The sequence below is a fragment of the Psychrobacter phenylpyruvicus DSM 7000 = NBRC 102152 genome (assembly GCF_000685805.1).
Taxonomy (GTDB): domain Bacteria; phylum Pseudomonadota; class Gammaproteobacteria; order Pseudomonadales; family Moraxellaceae; genus Psychrobacter; species Psychrobacter phenylpyruvicus.
On record NZ_JMKP01000021.1, the window covers coordinates 24,907 to 49,835 of the forward strand.

The window sequence follows — 24,929 nt, forward strand, 5'->3', positions numbered from 1 at the left end:
CTGCCTAAAAAGTTGTTGTGTCTGCTCACTGTGAAAGAGTAGTTAGTACCGTCTTGCACTGGTGTGCTTTATTTTTTAAAGCCACGGTGAACGGCCACGATACCTGCGGTTAGGTTGTGGTAATCACAGTTTACAAAGCCTGCATTTTCCATCATGTTTTTCAGGGTTTGCTGATCAGGGTGCATGCGAATAGATTCTGCTAAATACTGATAGCTTTCTGAATCATTGGCCACAATTTTGCCCATTAAGGGTAGGGCAGTAAATGAATAAATATCATACGCTTTTGATAATGGCTCGAAGATAGGTTTAGAGAACTCTAAAATCAACAAGCGGCCACCAGGCTTCAACACACGGTACATAGCACGTAAAGCCGCATCTTTATCGGTAACATTACGTAGACCAAAGCTTATGGTTAATAAGTCAAAGCTTTCATCCTCAAAAGGGGCTAGGGTTTCGGCATTTGCCAATACGAAGTCAACGTTATTACAGCCTGCATTGATTAAGCGCTCACGTCCCACATCCAGCATCGCTGCGTTGATGTCTGATAAAACCACTCTACCGTTACGACCTACTTCACGACTAAATGCTTTGGCTAAATCTCCGGTACCGCCTGCGATATCTAGCACGTGTTGTCCTGCGCGTACGCCTGATAGGCTGATGGTGTAACGCTTCCATAAGCGATGGATACCAAAAGACATCAGGTCGTTCATGATGTCATACTTCTTGGCGACAGAGGTAAATACATCGGCTACTTTGGCTTGTTTTTCCGCTTTCTTAACTTTCTTATAACCAAAGTGAGTCTCTTCTAAGCCATCCGTATCAGGAGTATGTGGGTTATTGATATCATCTTTAGGATTAAAGCGAGGCAGGTCACGCTGACCGGTGAAATTTTCAAAGTCTTGAGTGGGCTGAGAGCTATTTGGCTCGGTTTGAGTAGGGTTGTAAGGACGGGTAGTCTGTTGACCTTGGGGCGTACCTTCTGGTAATTGACTGACATCGCTAAACTTGTCATTTAGCACTGTTTGCTTATTGGAATTGGATTGTAAAGACTGCTGCACTTGAGCATTAGTTTGATGGGTATGGTCAATGGTGTCTTGGACCAATTTATTTTGCAGACTTGCAGTGTCTTTGTTTTGATTATTGGACTGGCTCATTGTAGATCCTGATTGTAGTATTTATCAATTAAAAATAATGCTGGGAGGTTAGCAGCCGAGTGTAGAGTAAGTTGAGATTACTTATATATGGATTTAACCATATACTTTTTTTCTAAGTTTTTTACTCAGTTGCTAACCGAAAAATAAAAGCTATTGATGGCTGTTATCATACATCAAATAGGCAGTGGCTGCTTATGCTTATATAGCGGTTTATATAGGGCTGCTGATATAAAGCGGTAACCTTAAGTTTTAGGCACCTTGGTGCACTTCGTCAATAATAGCCAGCTCACGCTCACAGAAAGGATCAATAAAGCTACCGACACTTTTCAGAGGCTTCATTGCTGAAAAACCAGCATCGATAAAGTCATATAAAGGCTGAAGGTTACGTTTGTAAGCCTGTTTTTTTACCAGTTTAAAAGACTTTTGTAAGATAAATGAGTTTAAGTATTTATCACTGCGGTAACATACTTGCTTTAAGTCTTCGAGCTGTTGACGACGAGCAGCTTCATCATTAACGGCCAAATAAGCTTGTTTCATATTGGCTTCATTAACCTCAAGGTCATTATCTATTAGCCACTGAGCCAACTTTAGATCTAGTTTGGTAGAGGTAATAGCAGTTTCTACCCCTAAAGTGCCTGTTTCTAAAGCGTTAGATGGCGCTAATTTTTCGACCTTTTGCGCTTTTGGTACAATCTTCTCAAGTTGGCTGACGATTTGATTTAAGCTATCGCCGCCATATAAATGAGTCAAAAAATAGTCTGCCATAGGTTTGTTTTTTGGTTGAGAAAAAAGATCAGCATGGGTTTTACGGATACGCTCTTTTTGCCAGTTTTGAACTTCTGCTAACTTTGTAGCTAGCTTAGGGTCATTGTGATGTGGTAGTTCCCAAAACTGTTTTAACTCAACACTTAAATCGGATAGGGCAGACATAAGTAAACTCCTGATTAATTTTAATAAATTATTAAATATGAAAATTTTAGTAAAAATGTTAGATAAAAAACAAAGAGTGTAGACCAAATACCATCAATTAACCAAGAACATACCGCTTAATTTGGTATGAGTTAAATAGGAATTATGTAGCAAGCGATATTCGTTGTCATAAATCTATGGCATTGTATTTATGTAATTTTGTATTTATCTGCGGCACTGTATATATTTGTAGCACTGTTTATATCTGTAGCATAGCATTTAACATATGCAGTATAGTGACATTAGTACAATTTGACCTTATTTTACCAAACCTAATTTTAATTTTGATAATACTATATGTAAGCGCTACATAATATCAAAGCCTATCATCAATAATAGGTCCAAAAATAATAGGTACAAAGCCTGTATAAACCTTACAAAAGGTAGTGATTTATTTTAAAGGATAAAAAATGTCTAAAGATAATAAAAATGAAAACAAAGAGCTGCGCATTACTGCCGATCCATTGAGTAAGTTTCATATGGATGAGCAGCAACTGCGTTTTGAGTTGGTTAAGGCCCAATATGCGCTGCGTGAAACCCGTCAGCAAGGGCAGGCTACAGGTCTGTTGGTATTAGTTAATGGTATGGAATATTCAGGCAAAGGAGCGGCTGTAACTCAGTTGCGCCAGTGGGTAGATCCAAGATTGTTAAACGTGGAAGCGACCATAGGTAGTGTGCCTAGTAAATATGAGCCTATATGGCAGGCACACGTGGCAAAGCTGCCACGGCATGGCAATATCACCGCTTACTTTGGTAACTGGTATGCTGATCTGATCGAGGGCGCGCTGCTGTTGATGAAGCAGGAGAGGTCTCATGGCAAAGATGATGAGTTTGCAGCTTGGGAAGTCTATTTGCGTCATCAATTAAACTTGTTGGCTGAGTTTGAGATGGATTTAATGAACAACCATACCAAACTATTAAAATGTTGGTTTCATATAGATGAAGATACCCTAAAGTATCGCATCAAAGATGATAAAGACGATCCAGAGTGGCTGTATCACATGGACTGGCGGGATAAAAAGAAGGTTAAGCGTTTTAATAAGATTGCCAAAGTTATTTTAAGCCAACAGCAAGACTGGATTATCCTTGATGGCAGTGAGCCGGAAGAGATTACCGAAAATAAATCCAAAAAAGATTATAAAGATCAGGGCTATTCTGAAGAAGCTAACCTACAGTTTTGTCATGAAGTACTGCATGCGACCCAAAGCGCTCTGTTAAGTAGTCAGCAAAATGACAGCAAGCATCCGTTGGTATCGGATATTAGTCGCAATATTAATGCGGCATTTTCGTGGGCGGATGTCCCAGATAAGCTGACTGATATCGATGACCCAGACATGGGCAAAATCGACTATCAAAAAGCTTTGGCAAAAAAACAAAGCCGATTGGCTGAGCTGTTACGTGCTCGCGCCGATTATAGAGGTAAAGAGGGAGATGCTGAGCCGACCAATCATCATGTGATATTTGCCTTTGAAGGCATGGATGCCGCCGGTAAGGGCGGGGCTATTAAGCGATTGGTTGCTCCCTTAGATCCTCGGGAGTATCAAATTTATAATATTTCTGCTCCTAACCTTATTGAGTTGCAGCACCCTTATTTATGGCGATTTTGGAAACGTTTGCCTGAATTTTCTCCAAACTTAAAAGAAGAGCGTTTGAGCCGTGTCGCAATCTTTGATAGAACCTGGTACGGCCGTGTATTGGTAGAGAGAATTGAAGGGTTTGCTAGTGAAGCCGCTTGGCAACGTGCTTATGAGGAAATTAATCGTATGGAGCGTGATTTGGCTGACAAAGGCACTATTATTATTAAGTATTGGTTGGCCATTGATAAGCAGGAACAGTTAGAGCGCTTTGAGGAAAGACAAGAAACCCCGCACAAACAGTTTAAACTGACCGAAGATGATTGGCGCAATCGAGACAAATGGCATGAGTATGTACAAGCGGCTGCAGATATGCTGGCACGAACCAATACTAAGTATGCGCCATGGCATGTCGTTGCCACTAATGATAAGCGAACGGCGCGATTGGCAGTATTGGATCATGCCATTGCACGGCTTGAAAAAGTGATAAAAATCTGAGGTTAGAAAAACAGATGTTTCAAGTTCAATCCGACAAGGGTATAATATACCCAATTTATTTATAATGGGCTGTAACGCCTATCAAATAATGTCGATCATTTTACGCTAAAATACAGCTTAAGTCCTATGTAGCGTAGGTTGATAACTGTCTTGATCAAACGGACTTGTTTTAATTCATTGAAGCCCCGATTTTTCGGGGTTTTACATTTTCACCTCCGATTGGCTCAGAAATATCATGCTTCCAAAGTCAACTACACCTAGTGGTACCCATTTTAAGGGATCAACAAAGGCTAACCTTACTTTTGGTCTTTTTCTTTTCGCTTTTACGGCTTATTTTATCTGGTGGGGTCTCGATTATACTAACCATCAACAAACTACGCTGTTTATCGTCGCTACTTTGTTTGGCATATTTATGGCCTTTAACATCGGCGGTAACGATGTCGCTAACTCATTTGGTACCTCCGTTGGGGCAGGCACGTTAACCATCCCCCAAGCTTTAGCAGTTGCTGCTATTTTTGAGGTATCAGGAGCTGTCATTGCCGGTGGTGAAGTTACTGACACCATTCGTAAAGGCATTGTCGATCTAGATATCTTAGGTCCAGCGGTTACGCCCAACTTATTTATTTATGTGATGTTATCAGCACTGATTGCTGCTGCATTTTGGTTGTTGTTTGCCACCAAAAAGGGATTGCCGGTCTCTACCACTCACTCAATTATTGGGGGCGTGGTCGGTAGCTCTATAGTTATGGGTATTCAGATTGGGGGTACCGAGACCGCATTATCAACAGTACAGTGGGACCAGGTAGGGCAGATTGCCATCTCTTGGGTCATTTCTCCTTTATTAGGCGGTGTTTTGGCCTATGTCTTATACGGTCAAATTAAGGTAAATATCTTAGCTTACAACGACCGTGCAGAAGAGCGGGTTAAAGAGTTAAAAGCGGCCAAAAAAGCACTCAAAAAGCGTCATAAAGAGTGGTTAAATGAGCTAGCTGAATCTTTGCAGATTTCCTATACCTCAAAAATGATACGTGACCAAGAAATCTATAAAGATGAAGATACAGAACGTGATGATTTAGAAACCGATTACTACCAAGAGTTATATGATATCGAGCGTGAAAGAGCAAACATTGATACTCTAAAAGCTTTACGTCATTGGGTACCGTTAATTGCAGCTTTTGGCGGTGTGGTAATGACCGCTATGGTGGTATTTAAAGGCTTAAGCAATGTTGAGATGACTTTGACCTCATTACATGGCTTCTTATTAATGATCATGGTAGGGGCACTGATTTGGCTAACCACCTATATCTATACTAAGAGTATTAAAGGCAAGCAAAAAGAGGACTTAACTCGAGCTACTTTTATTTTATTTAGCTGGATGCAGGTCTTTACCGCTGCTGGTTTCGCATTTAGTCATGGTGCCAACGATATTGCCAACGCAGTGGGTCCTTTTGCAGCCATTATGGACGTTATCCGTACCAATGCTATTGCTAGTGAAGCTGCAGTACCCGCTCCGGTTATGGTCACCTTTGGTGTGGCACTGATAGTGGGCTTATGGTTCATTGGTAAAGAGGTTATTCAAACGGTAGGGACTAACTTAGCCCAAATGCACCCAGCTTCTGGATTCTCAGCTGAATTGTCAGCTGCAGCGGTGGTAATGGGAGCATCTATGTTAGGTCTGCCGGTATCTAGTACGCACGTATTAGTGGGCGCAGTATTAGGTATTGGTATGGTTAATAAAAATACCAACTGGGGTCTAATGAAGCCTATCGGTCTAGCTTGGGTCGTTACCCTGCCAGCAGCAGCCACCATGTCTATGATCAGTTACCTGATTTTGACCAGCATTTTCTAATGTAGTAAATAGACTGTTATATCGAATAAAACAAAGCCCCCAAATATATGGGGGCTTTGCTTATTATTGAGACTTAGTTTGTAGTTACTGAGGTTTAGATTGTTGTTACTGTTGATAGTAACTGAGTTTCAGACTATATCCAGTAACAAAACTAGGTATCTGCTGTCAGTTTGCAGCATTAGACAAGACGATTAAACGTTTTGACTTTGCTGATGCTGCTTTTGTTGAATGCTTTTTGCTAGTTTGTAGCACTCATTGATGTGGTCATTAGCAATTTTTTTGAAGATCATATAACCCATAGTTGCTGCAACCATTTGACCGCCTAGTGGGATAAATTTGGTTACTTGCTTGGCCACAATACGTCCCCCGTAACCTTGTACGGTCTTCTTCACTACACCACGAGTGGCCATTAAGCCGGCAAAGTCTACCGCACGATTTTTCATTTCGCTCCAATGAATCTCTTTAGCATTTAAGTCGATAGCAGATTCAGGCTCAGAGATTAGACCAAAACGGGCACTGATTTCTGGAAGTAATTGAGTTAAGATGCCAGCATCGATTGCAATATCAACAAAAGGCACCGGAATAATGGCAGCACCGGCTGAATATTTAGCGCGCTTTTTTACCATTTTTTGGCATTCTTTTTTGATCTTTTCTAGGTTTAAGTTAGGATCAATGGTTTCTGGTAGTTTTTCAGCGGCGGGAAGAGTTATCATGAAGCATCCTTATAGTAGAGCTATTTTAAAAAACTGCTTCTAAGACGGAATAAATAAAGACCTAATATAAAAACGAAGTCATTTATCGCCTTAGAAAAATTCACAGTTTAATTAATAAGCTATTGGTTTAATTAATAAGTTATCGGTTTATAGTATGAATTTTAAAGATTTCATAGCTTGAAACAAGTGTGAGTTTGTTTCCACAATGCCAAACCGCGTAATTTTTGTAAAAAATTATAAATTTAATTTAAAAATAAGCCATTGCCCTAATTGTCTGTTATTAACTTATGTGTTTCCCATCCTCCTTAATGAGATAAATATTTAAAAATTATGTTGAATTTGACCCCAAGATTTACTGGAACCCTACCTGCTGATTTGCCTGATAGCTTACAAGATTTATATCAATACTCTCCGACTTTAACCCGCTTATTTCTAGCCCGAGGAGTAACCAGTAGTGAGGCTTTAGATTATGGATTGGCCACTTTGCTGCCTGCTGATGGGCTAAAAGACATTGACCAAGCTGTTGAGATTCTAGATAACGCAATTGAAAATCAACAGCGTATATTAATCGTAGGCGACTTTGATTGTGATGGGGCAACCAGTACTGCATTAATGATGCGAGTATTGGGCGAGATGGGGGCACAAGTAGATTTTGTAGTACCAGACAGATTTAAGTACGGTTATGGGCTAACCCCTGAAATAGTGCAGTTAGGAATTGATGAGTATAACCCTGACGTTATTGTTACGGTGGATAATGGTATCTCAAGTCATGAGGGAGTCGATAAAGCACTAGAGAATGGTATCACAGTGGTAATTACCGATCACCATTTAACCACTAAACCTAACCCTGAGGCCCACGCTGTGGTTAATCCCAATCAATTGCAATGTGACTTTGATAGTAAGGCGTTGGTGGGGGTGGGCGTGGCTTTTTATTTATTAGGCCGACTATCTAAGTATCGACGCGAAGCTGGGCGCTCAAGTGCTCAGGTTAGCCGTTATTTGGACTTGGTGGCGTTAGGCACTGTGGCCGATGTTGGCGTGCTAGATCACAATAATAGAACCTTAGTTGCCCATGGGTTAGCTGCGATACGGGAAGGTCGATGCTCATTGGGCATTTTGGCTTTGTTGGAGCTTGCGGGTCGTGATCCACACAAGATGAGCGTACAAGACTTTGGTTTTGTCATTGGGCCTCGTATCAATGCTGCTGGGCGTATGGACAATATGCGTATTGGTATTGAGTGCTTGATGGCAGACAGTATGCAGGAGGCGAAACGCTTAGCTTTTGAGCTTGATAAGCTCAATAAAGAGCGCCGCTTCGTAGAGGGCGGGATGCGTGAGCAAGCCGATGATATCTTACGACAGTTACAGGCTTCTGAGGGGCAGGCTACAGATACCAAGACAAAGCCAAGTGAACTACGTAGCTTAATACTATATCAAGACGACTGGCATCAAGGGGTTATTGGGATCGTGGCTGGGCGTCTAAAAGAAACGCACTATCGACCAGCGATCGTATTTGCGCCTGCTGATGATTCGAAAGTGGGGGCAGAAGATGCGATCAAAGGGTCGGCCCGATCTATTCCAGGAATTCATATCCGAGATGCCATTGAGAGTATTGCAGAGAGCCATCCTGAGCTGATTACTCATTTTGGCGGCCATGCTATGGCAGCAGGTCTCACCCTGAAAAAGAAAGATTTTACAGCCTTTGCCGAAGCGTTTGAGCAATTAATGCAAAATTTGGAGGCCTCAGTATTTGAAGAAGAGCAATTTACTGATGGGGAGCTGGTCGCAGAAGACTTTAGTTTGCAGTTTGTCGAAGCATTAACCCACAGTCATATCTGGGGTCATGGCTTTGTGGCCCCACAATTTGATGGGCTATTTGAGGTATTGGACAGCCGAATTTTGAAAGACAAGCATTTAAAGCTTTCTTTAAAATATCCCGGTGTCTTGTATCCGGTTGATGCCATCTGGTTTAATTATGATACCGATAAATGGGATTATAGGGCCAAAGAGGTACATATGCTATTTGAGCTAAATATTAATGAATGGAATGGCAATCAAAATATCCAAATGATGGTTAAGGATTTAGCAGTAACCCAAATAGTGCCATAAGACATCTAGCCGATTAGGGTTAATAAGACCATAGCTAATAAGATTTAACCAATAAGTAACAACCACCAATAAAGAGCCTAAACTATGACGTTTAGGCTCTTTTTGTTTTTATTCTATAAGCTACTAATCTACTAAACGGATAGAGGGTAAGTGCCAGTCGAAAACCAGTGCCAATATACGAATGAAGAAAATAATAGCTAGCGTTAATAAGTCGTTAATACCTGGTTCGATACCAATGGCTTGCATCACAAAGTAACAGCATGAGCCAATCACGCTAGCAGTTATATAAATCTCTCTTTGTAATACCAATGGAATTTCATTACAGATAATATCTCGAACCATACCACCGACAATAGCTGTACAGACCGCCATCAAGACCGCAATCGCCGGTGCAACACCTTGTGAAAGGGCAACTTTTAGGCCAATAACACTAAAAGCGGCAAGACCAATGGCATCAAAAAACTTTAATGCGGTGTCGATTTTATGATAAAGATGAAAGAATATCTGAAGGATTAAGGAGGTAATGGTAATCACAATGATGTAGTTTAAGTCTGTCATCCAAAACAGAGGATGACGATCGATTATCACATCACGAATGGTACCGCCACCGATGGCATTGGCCATAGAAACCAAGATACAACCTGCAATATCAAATCCTTTGTGCTGAGCAAGTAGAGTGCCGGCAATGGCACAGGCAATAACACCGACCATATCGAATAGATAAATTAATAGGTCTGGAGTAATGTAATAATTGGGCATGTTTCATCACATAATAAGTTAATGGGGTGGTTTATTATTCATAACATTACAACTATTTATTGGCGCAAATAAAAGGCCTCTAAAAAGAGACCTTGCTATTATCAATAGTTTTGAACTATTTGGATAGTTTAACTTATGACAGCTAGTGGGTTTATCAGTTAGCTGCTTATTTTAGGATTTTTAGCCCCGCTTTTTTAGCCCGCTCTATAGTATCTGCTTTGGAAGCCGGAGTGGGCTTAGCTTTAGTAGGTTCGGGCTCTTCTGGGGTAAAGTTATCATACTCTGCAGGATCAAACGGCATAGCGATTGATTGATTTTCTTTGGCAAAAAGTGCCATCACAGCCTGCATAGGAATCCATAGCTCACGAGAAACTCCGCCAAATCGGGCATTAAAGTTAATATAATTATTATCAATATTCATATTGCCTGTGGCTTGGCTGGCAATATTTAATACGATTTGTCCGTTTTGAACGTGCTCTGTTGGTATCACTAAATTATCTTGAGTGGCATCAACAAGCAAGTAGGGGGTTAGTGAATTGTCTTCTAGCCACTCATAAAAAGCTCTGATCATATAAGGACGAGTAGGGGTTAATTTTAGGTCTTCTGTCATGGTAACCTCTGTTATATTTTAAATTTGTTTATGCCATGGTTTGTAAAAAGCTGTCGCGCTCAAATAGACGTTTTTGATACTCAAATAATGGTCGACATAAATGAGTAGGTAACTCTATCTGCATTTCATCCAGACGATACAGCATGGCCCCCAGCAGAACATCACACCAACCAAATTCATCCGACATAAAATAGTTAGTTTGACCAAATATTGGCGACAAAGTCACTAAGGCATCGGACAGCTTTTGATGCGCAATTTTGGCTTGTTGCGGATTAATGCTGTCTTTGTGAGTTAATAAAATACGGCCAAGCTTCAACCAGTCATTTTGGATACGCCAAGCAAGTTGTCGTTGTAGCGCTTTTTGCTTGGGGCTATCGGGCAATAGCTTATGACCATGAAATCTGTCTTCTAAATACTCAAAAATAACATTGAGTTCGTATAAGCTGAAGTCGCGATGTACCAAAACCGGAATGGTGTTGTAGGGATTTAACTGACGCAAATCTTCTGGTCGTTCACTATAAAGAAGCGATAAGTAATACTTTACTTTTTTTTCAGCTAATAATAGTCGGATCACATGGCTATCGTACCCATCATCAGCATACAGCACAATCTGGCTATCAGGAATGTCTTTAGGATCAATCATAGACTACATAAAGCAATGAATAGACTAGCATAGTAACCAAACTGTCTAGGTTAATCAATTGCATAATCTTTACCAAATTTAAGGCATAAAAAAAGACGATAGATTTCTATCGTCTTTTCTTTCAGTTTTCTATGATTATTAAAAGTTAGGAGAGGTTATTTTACGTCTTTCCAGAACTCTTTGTTTAATAGATAAACTGGGATTAATAAAATTAATAAGAAGATCATCACGAAGAAACCATAACGCTTACGGTCTTCACGAACAGGCTCTGCCATCCAAGCCATGAAGTTGACTAAGTCACCCACACGGCTACGATACTCTTCTTCGCCTAATTCATTCTGTAAGTTGATTAGAACGTGAGGCATCGCTGCGTTCTGTAGCACCAGGTTATTGGCACCCCAAGGACGACTTGGATCTTCGTAGAAGCTTAGTAAGTAGGTATACACCCAGTCATCACTACGTAAGCGAGTTTCTAGCGATAAATCTGGTGGTGGCGCACCGAACCAACCTGCTTGAATGTCTGGATCAACACCGTTATCAATATGGTCACCAATTTGATCAGAGGTTACCAATAAGTATTTTTCAACTAATTCTGGTGGAATCTCTAAGTCTTGAGCAATACGCGAGTGACGTACATATTTTGCAGTGTGACAGCCAGCACAGTAGTTCATGAACATGGTAGCACCACGTTGTAGCGAACCTTTGTTAGCAAAGTCGATTGGCGCAGTACTACAAGCTAGGTGTTCTTCAACCCCATCAGCGTTAGTGAAGGTACCACAGCCCTCACCACCTGCCGCTTGGGCAGATGTGGTGGCAGCTAGTGTTAGAGCAACACCAATTCCGAAGCCGGTCAATGATTTAGTTAAAGCACTCATTAGTGACCTCCAGTAACGCGTTCAGGTGGCTGCTTACATGTCTCAATTGATGTATAGATTGGCATCAATAAGAAATATAAGAAGTACAAGATAGTAAAGATACGACCTAGGATAGTGTTAACTGGAGTAGCAGGGGCCACACCTAAGTAACCTAATACCAGGAAGCTAACTACGAAGATACCTAGAGCAATCTTAGATAAGATACCTTTGTAACGAATAGACTTCACAGGTGAACGGTCTAACCAAGGTAATAAGAATAGCATGGCAATCGCACCACCCATGGCAATAACACCACCTAACTTATCAGGAACCGCACGTAAGATTGCATAGAATGGCGTGTAGTACCAAACTGGTGCAATGTGTGGTGGCGTTTTCAGAGCGTTAGCCGCTTCAAAGTTTGGTTTTTCTAAGAAGAAACCACCGCCTTCTGGGAAGAAGAATACCACAGCAAAGAAGATAATAAAGAAGACCACGATACCAACCATGTCATGCACGGTGTAGTATGGGTGGAATGGAACACCGTCTAAAGGCACACCATTTTTATCTTTTAGCTTCTTAATATCAACACCGTCAGGGTTGTTTGAACCTACGTGGTGTAGTGCTACTAAGTGGATAAATACCAGACCAACTAATACTAGAGGAATTGCCACAACGTGAAGGGCGAAGAAACGGTTTAGGGTAATACCAGAGATTAGGTAGTCACCACGAACCCATTCAGCCAGGCCATCACCGATTACAGGAATAGCAGCAGGTAAGTTAAGAATAACCTGAGCACCCCAGAATGACATGTTACCCCAAGGTAGTAGATAACCGAAGAAGCCTTCCGCCATTAGACATAGGTAGATACCCATACCGATTAACCAGATAAGCTCACGAGGCTTCTTATATGAGCCATAGAGCATACCACGGAACATGTGTAGGTAAACCACCACGAAGAAGGCAGATGCACCCGTAGAGTGCATATAGCGAATCAACCAGCCGCCTTTTACATCACGCATGATGTATTCAACAGAGGCAAATGCGCCTTCAGCACTTGGGTTAAACATCATGGTTAGCCAAATACCAGTCACTAACTGGTTGACTAACACAATCATCGATAACACACCGAAGAAGTACCAAAAGTTAAAGTTTTTTGGCGCGTAGTACTTTGACATATGGTATTCATACGTCTCAGTAGCAGGGAAGCGGGCATCAACCCAGCTCATCATTTTTTTTCCAAAGCTCATGATTACGCCTCCCCAACAGTTAAGATAGGACCATCTACGCTGTATTCTGGTACTGGTAAGTTAGTCGGAGCAGGAACACCACTGTATACACGGCCAGCTAGGTCATATTTCGAACCATGGCAAGGGCAGAAAAAACCGCCGAACCAGCTATTACCACCTAAATCAGCAGCGCCTACTTCTGGACGGTAGTTAGGTGCACACCCTAGATGGGTACAAACACCTTCTACAACTAAGACGCTAGGCTCGCGAGAGCGAGTAGCGTTCTTGGCATACTCAGGCTGTACTGAAGCGTCCGAATTTGGGTCACTTAGCTGAGGAGTAACCTTTTCTAAGTTAGCCACCATCTCTTCAGTACGTTTAACGACAAAAATTGGCTTACCGCGATATTTAACCACAATCATTTGGCCATCTTCGATAGCACTAATGTCTTGTGTAACGGCAGCACCTGCAGCTTCGGCCTTCGCACTTGGATACCAAGAGCGCACGAATGGTGTGGCCACCGAAGCAACCCCAACTGCGCCTATAGCAGCAGTTGAAGCGATCAAAACTCTACGGCGTTTTATGTTGACGCCTTCGGCATGGCTCATTAAAAACTTCCTCCAGATAAAAGTCATGAAAAGACGAGGCTTAGTATATAAGGTACTCGCAACTTTTCATACTGGTATGTAAAACCCAATGCAATAAGAAGACAATAACGTTTAATTCCATAATGCTATTTGTCATTAATAATAAATGTTGGGTTACATTGGCTTTGCCTAATATTACTAATTGTGTCTATTCTAAGCTATTTTAGTAATAAAATAAATTCGCATCTGTAAAAATAAAAAAACCCTTGAGTCAACAAGGGTTTTTTTAATATTAAATAAGCAAATACAACTCTGCCTATCAAATAAATTAACGCTTAGAGAATTGAGGACGTTTACGCGCTTTGCGTAGACCCAATTTCTTACGTTCAACTTGACGTGAGTCACGAGTAACGAAACCAGCTTCTTTAAGAGCAGGCTTAAGAGTTTCGTCAGACTCGATTAGTGCGCGAGTGATACCATGACGGATAGCACCGGCTTGACCATTGATACCACCACCTTTAACAGTAGCGTAGATATCATATGACTCAGCTGAATCAAGTAATTCTAGTGGCTGACGAACAACCATGCGTGAAGTTTCACGACCGAAGTATTCATCAAGTGGTTTGCCGTTGATAACGATATTACCAGTACCTTTTGATAAAAAGACACGGGCAGTTGACGTTTTACGACGACCAGTTCCGTAATTGCGTTCCATAACTTACTCCTGATTATGCGATTAGATGTCTAGTTCTTTAGGCTGCTGGGCGGCATGTGGATGCTCAGTACCAGCGTATAGCTTCAACTTCTTAATGGTAGCATAACCAAGAGGGCCTTTAGGTAACATACCTTTTACGGCTTTCAAAAGAACTTCTTCTGGCTTATGAGCAATTAACTTAGTGAAGTTAGTCTCTTTGATACCGCCAGGGTAGCCACTGTGACGATAGTATTTTTTGTCTTGGGCTTTCTTACCAGTTACAGCAATCTTGTCTGCATTGATAACAACGATATAATCGCCAGTATCTACATGCGGAGTGAAAGATGGCTTATGCTTACCGCGAAGGCGATGAGCGATTTGAGTGGCAAGGCGACCTAAAGTTTTACCTTCAGCATCGACGATATACCAATCGTGAGTAACCTCAGCGGGCTTTGCACTTTGTGTTTTCATGATTAAACCTTAAGTTATCAAGTGAAGCAGTTATCTGTGAAACAGCGAAACTGCTTCACTGTCGTTGAGAGTGTTGGGGGAAACGGGGCTCTCAAAAAACAGACGCACATTGTAGTCATTGGCTACAAAAAAAGCAATATAAGATTGTAAACAGAGGGGTTTATTTCGCTAAACGGTATTTTAGGCGAGCTAAAACTCGTTTATGGTCCAAATTATAGTCTATTTTGGCGATTAGAGGCGATATCTTTTCAGTAATGCGGTTATATTTTCTCTATTTGCAGCAGGCTTGCAAAAACTTGGCCCATTTTAGTCTGTTTCAGCACATTATATTTATATGATAGCTGTTCAAGAGTCTGATTCAATTCTCGCTTATCTTCTATATAAAACAAAGTTTGTGAATTAACCAATCGGTTATCAATCAGCAAATTAATCATAGGCACCCATAACTCAAGATCATAAGGAGGATCTACAAAGACGATATGATAATAAAATGTATCGCTGGGGCAGTCTGATTTATTGTTATCAATACTGGGGCCATCAATACTAGGATTATCACTACTGGGCAGCTCAATGTTTTGAGCAGAGTTTAGGGGTTTCTGACTAGGTAGCGCGGGAATGATATCTAAGGCATTGCCAATAGACAGTCGAAAGTTATCATTCGATAGTTTAAGCTTTTGTGCCGTTTGTGAAATAAGACTGGCTTGATGGGACTGAAGTTCAATAAAATCGACCCAGCTTGCACCGCGAGATAAAGCCTCAAAACCTAAGACGCCACTGCCGGCACATAGGTCTAACACATGGGCATCATGCAGCTCAAACTGGATCCAGTTAAACAGAGTTTCTCTTAACCGATCAGGGCTAGGTCGTAAGCCATCAGCATCTATAAAGGGCACGAGTTGACGGCGAAACTGACCGCCGATTATGCGGACTTGGCCGGCTGCTTTAGCTTTGCTTCTTGTAGCAGTATTACGAGAGCCAACAGACGTTTTTTTAGAGCGTCTTGCTTCAGCAGCTTTGTGTGGACGGTTTCGTTTGGCGTTCATTACCTTGACCTTTAAGTTTTAACCTTTAAATCCTGATATTTAAATACAGTATTCACGTGCTTTTAGAAACGTTTTGCTTTTATTAAAGCTTTGTATCTATAGGCTGTAAAAGCTTTGAGTGACATAAGTCAATGGTTAAGAGTTAGGTTGCTGGCTTTGTCTCAGGTTTATTGGCCTCAGCTTCTTTTGCCTGTTTTTCTAAAGCTTCTTTTGCCTCACGCTCAGCGTCTAACTTCGCTTTAGCGGCAGCTTTCTCAGCTCTAATGATTTCTAATTCCTCTGCACTAGGAGGATTAATAGGGTCATTGGGTCGACGCAGCATCCAGTAATCAAATAAGGCTCGACCAATAGGCGCAGCTGTTGAGCTACCACCACCGCCGTTCTCTACTAAGACAGCGACCGCAATTTGAGGGTCCTCGACAGGAGCAAATCCAGTAAACCAAGCATGGTCCCAGTGACGTTTATCTAAGGCCGCCTTGTTATAGCTTTTACCTTGAGCAATAGATTTGACCTGAGCCGTCCCCGTTTTTCCGGCAATCCGGTAGCGGTTGGTATAGATGCCTCTACCTGTACCTCGTTTGATGGTCTCCTCCATAGCATCCCGCATCTTTAACCAGTCAGCCTCAGTCCCATTGAATTCAATGGTTCCGGTAGGCTTATCGATGGGGTGCACCTCGGCTGCTCCCTCAGAGCGCTTAAGCATGTGCGGAGTTAGCTTCTTGCCGAGGTTGGCGGTCATGGCTGTCGCATTCGCTACTTGTAGTGGGGTGGCTAAGAAGTAGCCTTGACCAATACTAACAGAAATGGTCTCACCTGGGAGCCAAGCTTTGCCATAGGTATCCATTTTCCATTGTGGTGACGGCATTACTCCTGCTTTCTCATTGGGTAAATCAATTCCTGTAGGGCTACCAAAACCGAAACGAACCATCCAATCATGTAAGCGTTGGATGCCCATTTGATAAGACAGCTTATAGTAGTAGGTATCGACCGACATCACGATGGATTTAGTGAGGTTAACTGTACCATGACCGCCTTTTTTCCAGTCACGGAAGCGGTGGCTATCTCCTGGTAAAGTAAAGTAGCCTGGATCATAAATGGTGTCATTCCAGCCCATTAACCCATAATGAATTACACCCAGTCCTTCAAAGGGTTTAATAGTAGAAGCAGGAGGATACATCCCTTGCAAAGCCCGGTTATAAAGGGGCTGATCGGGGTCGTCGCGTAGGGCGCCATAATCTTTAAACGAAATACCGGAAATGAATGGGTTGGGATCAAAGCTTGGGTTACTTACAAACGCCAGAACATCGCCATTTTGCGGGTCAATGGCGACAATCGCTCCTCTACGACCATTTAGCTGATCTTGCGCTACTTTTTGTAGTCCATAATCTAAGCTGAGGTAGATATCATTGCCAGGCACGGGTGGAGTGTTGTCCAGCTTACGTAAGATATCACCATGAACGTTGGTTTCCACAGCTTGATGGCCTGCTTTACCTAACAGTAAGTCCTCATAGTATTTTTCGATACCGATTTTGCCAATGAGGTCTGTACCGGCATAGCGCTCTTTGTCAATTTCTTTCGACTCTTTATCATTGATGCGACCCACATAGCCAATAACATGAGCAAACAGTTCGTCATGAGGATAGCTACGAGTGAGTTTACTTTGAATGCTCACTCCTTTAAAAAAAGGTTTTCGCTCACTAAACTGAGCCATCTGTTGTTCGTTAATACCAAGTTTAATGGTTACTGGGTCGTTTTTACTTTGCTCTATACGAGCTAAAATATCGACAACCTCTTCATCGGTTAAGTCAAAAATCGGCTTCAACAACTCAAGGGTGCGCTTTGGATCTTGCACCTCATCAGGACTAAGCATGGCGGTGAATACCGGCTTGTTGTCTGCTAATAAATGACCGTTTCTGTCGTAAATATAACCACGAGAAGGGGGGTCTGAGATTAGCTTAACTCGGTTGTTCTCAGCTTGAGTGGTATATTTCTCGTGAGAATATACTTGTAAATACCAATAGCGAGCCATTAGTCCTGATAGGCCTAAGAATATAAATAACGCAGCAAACAAAATGCGGTTTAAAAAACTGCGATTTTCTTGGCGAGTATCTGAGGAGATGGGTTGTTTCATTAAATTTATATACTTAGCAGGATAAAAAAAGAAAATAGGTCTAGAAGGGGAGGTGGTTTGTCAAAGTGACAGTGGTAGCGATTATATCATAACAAATCAAAGCTCATTCTATTGCCTAGTGATTTTTAATGCAGCCTAAGCTATTGCAGTTTAGACTCATATCGAGCTATTATCAGGTCTCACTAGGACAGGTGAGTTGATTTAACTAAATCTATAGCTGGTGTGGTAGAATTTTGCACACTGACACTACAATAACATGGAAATAGGTTCCCTTAACCTAAGTATAAGTGATATATCCAACATGCTTTCTTCTATCTGGCAAGTCTTAAGCGCGCATCCCGAATTTTTTGCAGTGTTAACCATTCCATTTGTAACGGCATTCGTTACCTGGGCGCACGTTTGGATGGCTTTGAAAATGCTGTTTTACCCTATCAAATTCTGGGGTATAAAAATTCCAAACTTACCTTATGGCTGGAAGGGTATTGGCTGGCAAGGCATTGTGCCGGCAAAAGCGGGCAAGATATCCGGAGTTATTGTTGATCAGACCTTATCAAAGCTTGGGTCACTTGATGAGTTCTTCAAGGCGATGGAGCCTGAAGAGATGGCCGACTTTATTACTAAAACCGTCGATGCCAATCTTGAGCAACTCATTGATGAGATTATGAATGAGCGCTCAGCTACACTGTGGAGTAATCTGCCCTATGCTTTAAAGCGCCGTATTTATAATTATGCCCATGAACAGCTACCCTCTATTATGCGGGAGTTGGTGGTTGATTTAACCTATAATGTCGAAGAACTGGTCGATATGCGGCAGATGATCGTGCGTACCATGGAAAATGATCGCCGTTTGATGGTCAATATGTTTTTAAAGGTGGGACAAAAAGAGATTAACTTTATTTGGCACATTAGTGCTCTGATTGGGTTTTTCTTTGGTATCGTGCAAATGTTTATTTATTTATTAGTGCCTCAGCACTGGACGGTACCTTTCTTTGCGGCAATTTGGGGTTTTTTAACCAACTGGATTGCCATTTGGATGGTTTTTAATCCGGTTGATCCCAAGCCAATCAAATATATTCGTTTGTTTAAGCGGGTCGAAGGCTTCCCATTTATTGTGCCAGTGTTGCCGAAAATAGACACCTATAACTGGCAAGGGGGCTTTATGAAGCGTCAGCCAGAAGTTTCTGAAGTCTTTGCTGCTATTGTGGTGCAAGAGTTAGTAACGCTAGAGAACATCATGAATGAAATGATGTATGGACCAAAAGCGGCAGAAACCCGCAATCTAATGAAAAATCATTTGTATGGCATTCTAGAGTCTCCGGTAGTTAGCACCACATTAAAACTAGGTTTGGGTAGACGAGAGTTTGGTCAGTTGAAAAACACTATTATTGATAAATCGATCGATGCCACTATGGTGCCCATTCGTGATCCCGATTTAAATAGAAGTCGAGCTGATAAGATATATGGATTATTCTGTGAGCGCATTAAGGCACTAAGCTCGCACGAATTCCAAAACTTATTACGTCCTGCCTTTAGAGAAGATGAAACTACCTTGATTATCCTAGGCGGACTAACTGGCTTCTTGGCAGGTTGGCTACATTTAATTTTAGTATTTTTCCCAGTGAGCGGATAAAGTGCTAAAATATAGGCTTAGCTAAAGCTATCTATATGATTATCGACACTATACAATATAACTATATATTAAATATTATATGGATATATCAACTGTGATGTACAAATTAAGGTAAAGCCACTCAAACTATAGAGTGGCTTTATTCGTCAAGAGATAGTTAAAAACCTTAATAGACAATAAATAGCATCTAATTAAAGTAAGCTGAAATTATAAGCGGTAATAAAGTTATAGCCCTTTTGTTTTTTGGCCTTCTATTGTTGGAGGGGCTGTATCTGACAATGATTAACCAACATAAAAAGTACATAACAATTTATCTACCCTTTACGGTAAGGTAAAAATTAGATTTGAGTTTAGATCCTGTTATTTGACAAAATAGGTTTTAATAAATATTTATACGCTTACTAGAATAGGGGTTGTTTTTAATAACTCCTACCAAGCTTAAGCAACAGCATAGTAGTATTAGGGCGAGCGAATATGGTAATTACTGAGCTAGGATATTTTGCATTAGTTGCATCAATGATTTTGGCTTTACTGCAAGTGGTGCTACCTACGATTGGTATTGCACGAAATCAGAGTCATTTGCAACGTTTGGCACCAAGCTTGGCTTGGTCACAATTCGTCGCAGTGTTGATATCTTTTTTAACACTTATGGCTGGCTTCTTTTATAACGACTTTACCTTGGTCTATGTGGCTCAGCATTCAAACTCGTTACTGCCCTGGTATTATAAGTTATCAGCAACTTGGGGTGGTCACGAAGGCTCTTTACTACTATGGGTAACCATTTTAGCGGGCTGGTCGGCCATGGTAGCTTGGTTTAGCCGTGGCTTACCGCTGAATATGCGGGCTAGAGTGTTGGTAATCTTGGGCGCTGTGCAATTAATGATGCTGGCCATGCTTATTTTCACCTCATCGCCTTTCGAGAGAACCCTGCCTAATGTGCCAGTAGATGGGGCAGACTTAAACCCATTATTACAAGACCCAGGCCTGATTTTCCACCCTCCTATGCTATACATGGGTTATGTCGGTATGGCGGTTCCCTTTGCATTTTGTATGGCGGCATTATGGGCTGGCCGACTCGATGCGGTATGGACCCGATGGTCTCGCCCTTGGGCATTAGCCGCTTGGGGTTTCTTAACTCTAGGGATCGCTCTAGGCTCATGGTGGGCTTACTATGAATTGGGCTGGGGCGGCTGGTGGTTCTGGGATCCAGTTGAGAACGCTTCACTGATGCCTTGGCTGGCTTGTACCGCATTAATTCACTCATTAGCAGTAACTGAGAAGCGCGGTGTGTTTAAAGCCTGGACCATCATGCTGTCTATCTTTGCTTTCGCTTTGAGTTTATTAGGTACTTTCTTAGTACGCTCAGGGGTTATTACTTCTGTTCACTCATTTGCAGCAGACCCGACCCGTGGTTTAGCTATCTTAGCTATATTAGGCGTGGTTATTGGCTCAGGCCTCATCGTCTTTGCTTTACGCGGTTGGCGTTTAACCGTTGAAAGTAACTATGCTCTTAAGTCGCGTGAGACGCTACTGGTTATTAACAACATCGTAATATTAGTGGCCACCTTGGTAGTACTACTAGGGACGCTGTATCCAATTATCGCTGACTTCTTTAACTTAGGTCAGGTATCTGTAGGCCCTCCGTACTTTAATGCGCTATTTGTGCCATTAACATGGTTGCTATTATTAACTATGGGTATGGGCTCTAACCTGCGCTGGAAACAGGATAAGCGTCCTTTATTAGGCGTCACTTTGACCATTTTAATAAGCAGTGCCTTACTGGCTGCTATCGCCACTTACTTATTTACGCAAAGTTTAAATCTACAGATTGTCGTTACCAGCTTACTATGCTTATGGGTGCTGGGATGGATAATCTATGATATTAAAGATAAAACTAAGAACTCAGCCAGCCTTGGTAAAGGGATTAAGCGTTTAAAAGCTCATTATTGGGGCATGCAGATTGCTCATATTGGGGTGCTTATTGTTGCCTTAGGCATTGGTGTAACAAGTGCATTAAGCGTTGAAAAAGACGTAGCGATGACAGTTGGAGATACTGTTGAAATCAAAGATTATGATTTCACTTTGGTTGATTTCGATGAAGTGCGTGGTCAAAACTATGATGCCATTCAGGCCGAAATTAAGGTAGAAAAAGACGGTAAGTTTGTTACTACTCTATATCCACAAAAACGTAATTATGTGGTGAGTAGCATGCCAATGACCGAAGCTGGTATTCAAACCACTTTCTTCCGAGATCTTTATGTCGCTTTGGGTGAGCCTATTGATGACAATGATCCTGATGGGAACTGGGCGGTACGTATTTATGTTAAGCCGATGATTGCTTGGCTATGGACCGGCGCCATCGTTATGGCATTAGGGGCGCTTATCAGTATGCTTGATCGCCGCTATCGCCTAAAAAAATCTGCCTAGGCGTTATTACCGATAGTTGTTATTGAAAGTCGATTATTGGTAAAAATGGCAAAGAATAACGGCAAATAACTGATGCAAAATTTGTATTAAGGATATGGTAAATGTCTGACCCATTAATGAGTAAGTCACAGTTTAAGGTTTGGTTTTTAATTCCATTGATTGTTTTCTTAGGTCTTATCGTTATGTTCTTTGCCAGGCTAGGTAAGGATACTAACGTAGTATTTGATAATGCGTTAAACCGACCAGTTCCAGAGTTTAACTTGCCGTTATTATCTAATCCTGAGACCAATGTAACCAATGCTGATTTACCAAAAACCCCTTATATTATTAATGTCTGGGGTTCTTGGTGTCCTACTTGTTACGAAGAGCATCCTTTCTTTATGGAGCTGCACCAACAGCAGGTGCCAATTGTTGGGGTTAACTACAAAGATGAGCTTGATAAAGCTCATGAATACCTCGAAAACGGCGGCGACCCTTATGTGTTTAGCTTCAGAGATTATGATGGTAGCTTTGCCATTGACTTGGGGTTAACCGGTGCTCCTGAAAGCTTTGTCGTTGATACTCAAGGCAATATTCGTCAACATATCGTAGGTGAAATTAGTGCGGACAACTGGCAGTCTAGAATTAAGCCCTGTATGGACTTATTGACAGAAATGGGCCAAAAGCAGGTAGCGCTAGATACTCCAGAGATCACGAAGCAGATTGCTGAGGTGTGTAAATGAATACAATAAAGGCGAACCCAATGTCAGCCGTAATTAAGCGTCTTAGTGTTTTGTTTAAAGTGTTGGCTTTGGTGCTTAGCTTAGGTTCAGTGAGCAGTTTATCGCACGCTGCCATTGAGGTGTTTGAGTTTGATAACCCGAGACAAGAAGCACAGTACCAAGCTTTGATTGAAGAGTTTCGTTGTCCAAAGTGTCAAAACCAAAATTTGGCAGGATCAGATTCTGTTATCTCTCAAGATTTGAAAAGAAAAACTTACGAAATGGTTATGGCAGGGCAGTCCGATGCTCAGATACGAGAGTATATGTATGAGCGTTATGGAGACTTCATCAGCTATAAACCGCCGGTAAGGCCTTCGACCTGGATTTTATGGTACTTTCCGCCAGTGATTTTATTATTATTAATAGCAGGCTGGCTAATGCGTACTAAAGCCCAGAATAAAAAACAGGTTAGTAGCGTACAAAGCGGCACTCAAGCTGTTGACTTAGATAAGGTAGGGTCAGGTTTAAGTGATGAGGAAGCCCAAAAGCTAAAAGCATTACTTAAAGAGCATAGTAACGACGACATTAGCGATAAAAAGTAATGGATTGCTAACAATTGTTTATCCAAGACTAATATTTATCTAAGACTAAAGTTTATCTAAGACTAAAGTTTATCTAAGACTAAAGTTTATCTAAGACTAAAGTTTATCTAAGACTAAAGTTAAGCAGTGCAGTTTTGCTGTCACCACCATTGCGGTATATCTCAACTTTTAAGGAGTTAAATCATGCCAACGTTAGTGATTTTTGTCGCGCTGGCAATTTTATTGGCAATCATATTAGCAATTATCGTGCTTATGCCATGGCTGCGGGTGGACAGATCTGCTCAAAATGACCAGCTAATAGCGCTTAATGTTGAGGTATTTAAAGAGCGACTAGAAGAGCTAACCGCTGACTTTAATGCTGGAGCAATGACAGAAGCTGAATTTAAGACTCAGAAGACAGAGCTTGAGCGCCAGCTATTATTAGCCAGTGATGATAAAAATAGTGTGGTGCTAAGTGAAGGGCTGAAAGAAGAGAACTTTAGCCGTGAGCAGCTGTTAAAAGCAAAGCGTGAGCAACAATTTACGCGCAGTAGCAAAGCGCGCTTAACACTGCTAATTTGTGTGCCTATTCTAATGATATTAGGCTATTTCCTAGCAGGAGACAGATCGCCGGTGGTGAACTTATGGCAAGCACAGGATAAAGTAGGTCAAGTAGCCGACGATCTATTGACTGGTAAAATTGATGCGCCGCCAGAATGGGCTACTGAAGACTCAGTGGGCTTAATGGGTGCCATTCAAACCAACGTCCATCATCATGCTCACGACCCTATGCGCTGGATGCGATTGGCGGATATCCTATTGGCTTTTGAGGCCAATCAGCAAGCCGTGGAAGCACAGGCTCGCGCTTATCGCTTAGCGCCTGAGGATGAAACCATCGCTGTTAGCTACGCTCAAACTAACTTCTTCACTAGCGGAGGCATGTTAGATGCCAGTAGTCGCAAAGCTTTAGAAGGGGTACTACAAAAGAATCCAGAGCATCAAGGGGCTCAAATGTTGATGGCAATGGGTGAAGCCCGTGCGGGTAACTATCAGCAAGCCCAAGCCTGGGTTGAAAGATTGAAAACAGGGATTATGGCTAGAGATGGTGATCACAGTGAGGCTCTAAATAGCTTGAATGAGCTGAGCCGTAATATTGCCCAACAGCAGCAAGCAAGTCTCTCTGCAGCCAATAACAGTACAGCAAATACAGCGACCCAAACAGTGGCGGTAACGGTCACCCTAAACCCTAGCTTGACTCCATTATTGGCACCTTCAGACATCCTATTTGTGACCATTCAACAGGCTTCAGGTGGTGCTCCGTTAGCAGTAAAACGTCTACCAGCTTCAGAGTTAGCAAATGCAGTAAATGGCTTTAATATCGAGCTGAGTGATGAAGATGCTATGATGCCAACACAAACCCTGTCAAAAGCAATGCAGGAAGGCAAACAATTGGTATTGAAAGCTAGAATAAGTAAGTCAGGCCAAGCGATGCAAGAAGCAGGTGATTTGGCCGCGAATGACTTACCGCTTAACTATCAAGACAATACTGAGGGTCAGCTAAAAGTAACTACTGAAATTAATAAACAGCTTCCGTAGTTTATTGATAGCAAAAATTTGAAGTTTGTTTGACTACTAAGTTTTAATTATAGCGGTATTTATTATTAAAATAGCTTGAGCTTTTTTTCATCTCAATGTAAGGTATTTAT

General features: G+C 41.7%; 21 protein-coding genes. 8 read left to right on the forward strand and 13 right to left on the reverse strand.

The features are described from left to right. Positions 1-68: 68 nt before the first annotated feature. Positions 69-1,154, reverse strand: a complete 1,086-nt coding sequence (gene ubiE, locus G561_RS0108985; protein ID WP_081794426.1) for a bifunctional demethylmenaquinone methyltransferase/2-methoxy-6-polyprenyl-1,4-benzoquinol methylase UbiE — start codon at positions 1,152-1,154, stop codon at positions 69-71. 249 nt (positions 1,155-1,403) lie between these two features. Then, positions 1,404-2,084 carry a DUF8198 family protein gene (locus tag G561_RS0108990; protein ID WP_028859255.1) on the reverse strand — a complete coding sequence of 227 codons (681 nt, stop codon included), beginning with the start codon at positions 2,082-2,084 and terminating at the stop codon, positions 1,404-1,406. A 449-nt stretch (positions 2,085-2,533) separates the two neighbouring features. Between G561_RS0108990 and G561_RS0108995 the strand changes: the two genes are divergently transcribed. Both G561_RS0108995 and G561_RS0109000 read left to right on the forward strand, forming a co-directional pair. After that, entirely contained in the window at positions 2,534-4,195 is a 1,662-nt protein-coding gene (locus G561_RS0108995) for an ATPase (RefSeq protein WP_028859256.1), read from the forward strand. Positions 4,196-4,430: 235 nt separating this feature from the next. Beyond that, complete coding sequence (locus G561_RS0109000) at positions 4,431-6,044, forward strand: inorganic phosphate transporter (protein ID WP_028859257.1); 1,614 nt, start codon at positions 4,431-4,433, stop codon at positions 6,042-6,044. A 191-nt stretch (positions 6,045-6,235) separates the two neighbouring features. Here G561_RS0109000 and G561_RS0109005 read toward each other — a convergent pair whose 3' ends face one another. After that, complete coding sequence (locus tag G561_RS0109005; RefSeq protein ID WP_028859258.1) at positions 6,236-6,757, reverse strand: hypothetical protein; 522 nt, start codon at positions 6,755-6,757, stop codon at positions 6,236-6,238. A gap of 330 nt (positions 6,758-7,087) precedes the next feature. Here G561_RS0109005 and recJ point away from each other — a divergent pair, with 330 nt between their 5' ends. Beyond that, on the forward strand, positions 7,088-8,866 hold the full coding sequence (gene recJ, locus G561_RS0109010; RefSeq protein ID WP_028859259.1) for a single-stranded-DNA-specific exonuclease RecJ: 1,779 nt from the start codon (positions 7,088-7,090) through the stop codon (positions 8,864-8,866). Between the two features lie 123 nt (positions 8,867-8,989). Here recJ and G561_RS0109015 read toward each other — a convergent pair whose 3' ends face one another. The 10 genes from G561_RS0109015 to mrdA all read right to left on the reverse strand — a co-directional run bounded on the left by G561_RS0109015 (position 8,990) and on the right by mrdA (position 17,884). Further along, the gene (locus G561_RS0109015; protein WP_028859260.1) at positions 8,990-9,625 is read right to left on the reverse strand and encodes a trimeric intracellular cation channel family protein; all 636 of its coding nucleotides are present in this window, start codon (positions 9,623-9,625) and stop codon (positions 8,990-8,992) included. Between the two features lie 166 nt (positions 9,626-9,791). Continuing rightward, positions 9,792-10,235 carry a ClpXP protease specificity-enhancing factor gene (locus G561_RS0109020; protein WP_028859261.1) on the reverse strand — a complete coding sequence of 148 codons (444 nt, stop codon included), beginning with the start codon at positions 10,233-10,235 and terminating at the stop codon, positions 9,792-9,794. A gap of 28 nt (positions 10,236-10,263) precedes the next feature. After that, positions 10,264-10,878 carry a glutathione S-transferase N-terminal domain-containing protein gene (locus G561_RS0109025; protein WP_028859262.1) on the reverse strand — a complete coding sequence of 205 codons (615 nt, stop codon included), beginning with the start codon at positions 10,876-10,878 and terminating at the stop codon, positions 10,264-10,266. Positions 10,879-11,033: 155 nt separating this feature from the next. After that, entirely contained in the window at positions 11,034-11,753 is a 720-nt protein-coding gene (locus G561_RS0109030; protein WP_028859263.1) for a cytochrome c1, read from the reverse strand. Beyond that, positions 11,753-12,958 (reverse strand): cytochrome b, encoded by a 1,206-nt coding sequence (locus tag G561_RS0109035; protein WP_028859264.1) that lies wholly within the window; start codon positions 12,956-12,958, stop codon positions 11,753-11,755. The genes G561_RS0109030 and G561_RS0109035 overlap by 1 nt, the downstream gene beginning before the upstream one ends. A gap of 23 nt (positions 12,959-12,981) precedes the next feature. Next, a complete protein-coding gene (gene petA / locus G561_RS0109040; protein ID WP_028859265.1) occupies positions 12,982-13,566 on the reverse strand; it encodes a ubiquinol-cytochrome c reductase iron-sulfur subunit in 585 nt (194 codons plus the stop codon). A 307-nt stretch (positions 13,567-13,873) separates the two neighbouring features. Then, positions 13,874-14,260, reverse strand: a complete 387-nt coding sequence (rpsI, locus tag G561_RS0109045) for a 30S ribosomal protein S9 (RefSeq protein WP_028859266.1) — start codon at positions 14,258-14,260, stop codon at positions 13,874-13,876. A 21-nt stretch (positions 14,261-14,281) separates the two neighbouring features. Further along, positions 14,282-14,710 (reverse strand): 50S ribosomal protein L13, encoded by a 429-nt coding sequence (rplM, locus tag G561_RS0109050; RefSeq protein ID WP_028859267.1) that lies wholly within the window; start codon positions 14,708-14,710, stop codon positions 14,282-14,284. Between the two features lie 260 nt (positions 14,711-14,970). Next, the gene (locus tag G561_RS0109055) at positions 14,971-15,753 is read right to left on the reverse strand and encodes an RsmD family RNA methyltransferase (RefSeq protein ID WP_028859268.1); all 783 of its coding nucleotides are present in this window, start codon (positions 15,751-15,753) and stop codon (positions 14,971-14,973) included. 142 nt (positions 15,754-15,895) lie between these two features. Then, positions 15,896-17,884, reverse strand: coding sequence for a penicillin-binding protein 2 (gene mrdA / locus G561_RS0109060; protein ID WP_028859269.1), 1,989 nt, complete (start codon positions 17,882-17,884; stop codon positions 15,896-15,898). Positions 17,885-18,185: 301 nt separating this feature from the next. Here mrdA and G561_RS0109065 point away from each other — a divergent pair, with 301 nt between their 5' ends. The 5 genes from G561_RS0109065 (at position 18,186) to ccmI (ending at position 24,819) form a co-directional block, all read left to right on the forward strand. Further along, positions 18,186-19,514: a DUF445 domain-containing protein gene (locus G561_RS0109065; protein WP_028859270.1), complete on the forward strand. Its 1,329-nt coding sequence runs from the start codon at positions 18,186-18,188 to the stop codon at positions 19,512-19,514. A gap of 474 nt (positions 19,515-19,988) precedes the next feature. Further along, a complete protein-coding gene (locus tag G561_RS0109070; protein ID WP_028859271.1) occupies positions 19,989-21,941 on the forward strand; it encodes a heme lyase CcmF/NrfE family subunit in 1,953 nt (650 codons plus the stop codon). A 101-nt stretch (positions 21,942-22,042) separates the two neighbouring features. Continuing rightward, the gene (locus G561_RS0109075) at positions 22,043-22,663 is read left to right on the forward strand and encodes a DsbE family thiol:disulfide interchange protein (protein WP_028859272.1); all 621 of its coding nucleotides are present in this window, start codon (positions 22,043-22,045) and stop codon (positions 22,661-22,663) included. A 20-nt stretch (positions 22,664-22,683) separates the two neighbouring features. Further along, positions 22,684-23,244 (forward strand): cytochrome c-type biogenesis protein, encoded by a 561-nt coding sequence (locus tag G561_RS0109080; protein WP_051584475.1) that lies wholly within the window; start codon positions 22,684-22,686, stop codon positions 23,242-23,244. 183 nt (positions 23,245-23,427) lie between these two features. After that, positions 23,428-24,819, forward strand: a complete 1,392-nt coding sequence (gene ccmI, locus G561_RS0109085; RefSeq protein WP_037032071.1) for a c-type cytochrome biogenesis protein CcmI — start codon at positions 23,428-23,430, stop codon at positions 24,817-24,819. Positions 24,820-24,929 lie beyond the last annotated feature (110 nt).

Coding starts and splice junctions, on each gene's coding strand:
- ubiE (WP_081794426.1), bottom strand. CDS start 1,154: ATGAGCCAGTCCAATAATCAAAACAAAGACACTGCAAGTCTGCAAAAT.
- G561_RS0108990 (WP_028859255.1), bottom strand. CDS start 2,084: ATGTCTGCCCTATCCGATTTAAGTGTTGAGTTAAAACAGTTTTGGGAA.
- G561_RS0108995 (WP_028859256.1), top strand. CDS start 2,534: ATGTCTAAAGATAATAAAAATGAAAACAAAGAGCTGCGCATTACTGCC.
- G561_RS0109000 (WP_028859257.1), top strand. CDS start 4,431: ATGCTTCCAAAGTCAACTACACCTAGTGGTACCCATTTTAAGGGATCA.
- G561_RS0109005 (WP_028859258.1), bottom strand. CDS start 6,757: ATGATAACTCTTCCCGCCGCTGAAAAACTACCAGAAACCATTGATCCT.
- recJ (WP_028859259.1), top strand. CDS start 7,088: ATGTTGAATTTGACCCCAAGATTTACTGGAACCCTACCTGCTGATTTG.
- G561_RS0109015 (WP_028859260.1), bottom strand. CDS start 9,625: ATGCCCAATTATTACATTACTCCAGACCTATTAATTTATCTATTCGAT.
- G561_RS0109020 (WP_028859261.1), bottom strand. CDS start 10,235: ATGACAGAAGACCTAAAATTAACCCCTACTCGTCCTTATATGATCAGA.
- G561_RS0109025 (WP_028859262.1), bottom strand. CDS start 10,878: ATGATTGATCCTAAAGACATTCCTGATAGCCAGATTGTGCTGTATGCT.
- G561_RS0109030 (WP_028859263.1), bottom strand. CDS start 11,753: ATGAGTGCTTTAACTAAATCATTGACCGGCTTCGGAATTGGTGTTGCT.
- G561_RS0109035 (WP_028859264.1), bottom strand. CDS start 12,958: ATGAGCTGGGTTGATGCCCGCTTCCCTGCTACTGAGACGTATGAATAC.
- petA (WP_028859265.1), bottom strand. CDS start 13,566: ATGAGCCATGCCGAAGGCGTCAACATAAAACGCCGTAGAGTTTTGATC.
- rpsI (WP_028859266.1), bottom strand. CDS start 14,260: ATGGAACGCAATTACGGAACTGGTCGTCGTAAAACGTCAACTGCCCGT.
- rplM (WP_028859267.1), bottom strand. CDS start 14,710: ATGAAAACACAAAGTGCAAAGCCCGCTGAGGTTACTCACGATTGGTAT.
- G561_RS0109055 (WP_028859268.1), bottom strand. CDS start 15,753: ATGAACGCCAAACGAAACCGTCCACACAAAGCTGCTGAAGCAAGACGC.
- mrdA (WP_028859269.1), bottom strand. CDS start 17,884: ATGAAACAACCCATCTCCTCAGATACTCGCCAAGAAAATCGCAGTTTT.
- G561_RS0109065 (WP_028859270.1), top strand. CDS start 18,186: ATGCTTTCTTCTATCTGGCAAGTCTTAAGCGCGCATCCCGAATTTTTT.
- G561_RS0109070 (WP_028859271.1), top strand. CDS start 19,989: ATGGTAATTACTGAGCTAGGATATTTTGCATTAGTTGCATCAATGATT.
- G561_RS0109075 (WP_028859272.1), top strand. CDS start 22,043: ATGTCTGACCCATTAATGAGTAAGTCACAGTTTAAGGTTTGGTTTTTA.
- G561_RS0109080 (WP_051584475.1), top strand. CDS start 22,684: ATGTCAGCCGTAATTAAGCGTCTTAGTGTTTTGTTTAAAGTGTTGGCT.
- ccmI (WP_037032071.1), top strand. CDS start 23,428: ATGCCAACGTTAGTGATTTTTGTCGCGCTGGCAATTTTATTGGCAATC.